The organism is Synechococcus sp. R8-2 (assembly GCF_047461715.1).
GTDB lineage: Bacteria > Cyanobacteriota > Cyanobacteriia > Thermostichales > Thermostichaceae > Thermostichus.
Map to the genome: position 1 here is coordinate 1 of NZ_JANSHQ010000486.1, position 881 is coordinate 881.

Genomic DNA, 881 nt, shown 5'->3' on the forward strand with positions numbered 1-881 from the left:
TGCTCCGCACCGCTGTCGCGAAGGGGAAGAGCTGGCAAGAGGGGGCTAAGTTCCACTGCTCTCAGGATACCCCCACCGCCACCAGGGGTCGCCCAGCGGAGGAGCTCATTTCCAACCTGCTCCAAATTTCCATCCTGCTGCTCCGCAACGCTTGCGCAGAAGGGCGTGGGGGGGATCTGGACTGCAACCGCCCGCTGGAGCTGGGATCCCTGTCGGGATGGCTAGACCCGGAACCGTCTGTGGTTGCGCTAGGTTCCCACCGGACTTGCCCAGACCCAGATGGCGACCATCCCATCCCAGAGCAACAGAAGCAGAGCAAAACATCCTAGGAGCCCGTACATCCAAGGCTGAACGTAGGGGCGCAGCCCGCCAATCTCCAGTTGAGCGTGCCGTCGAATCTCAGCCAACAGCTGCTTGAACCTGGTCACCCGCATCGGCAAAAGTACGCGATCCCCCCCTCGGCTGACCAAGTAATACACCATACCACCCTGGCTGGTGGAGCGGGGCTCAATGCGCTCGATATCGGCCCACCGGATCTGCCACTCCTGCCGCACAAAAGGCGGCACCCAACTGGGGTAGGTGGCCTGCATGCCCTCTTCGTCCAACTGAATCTGCTGGCTCAGGGATCCCAGGACTACCCCCCATCCCAGCAGCAGAGCAATCCAAAGGGATCCCAGCTCAAGAGGTGTTGCCTGTTGCCGAGCCAGCAGGATGGGTAGGGGCAGAACCAGTCCCCAGTACAGAGCCTGCACAGCGCAGCGAATTAGGGGGGAGATGGGGAAGGTCATCGTCGGCAAGATGAGGCTGGCTTTATCAAACTTAAGATAGCGCTAGATAGCGCTTAAAAAGGCACCTCCTCCTCCAAGGACTCCGTCCCGCTG

The 881-nt window shown here is 60.8% G+C and carries 1 protein-coding gene; it reads right to left on the minus strand.

Annotated features, from left to right (window positions below; translation table 11 throughout):
* Positions 1 to 248 precede the first annotated feature (248 nt).
* Entirely contained in the window at positions 249 to 788 is a 540-nt protein-coding gene (locus NW819_RS11385) for a hypothetical protein (protein ID WP_414331790.1), read from the minus strand.
* Positions 789 to 881 lie beyond the last annotated feature (93 nt).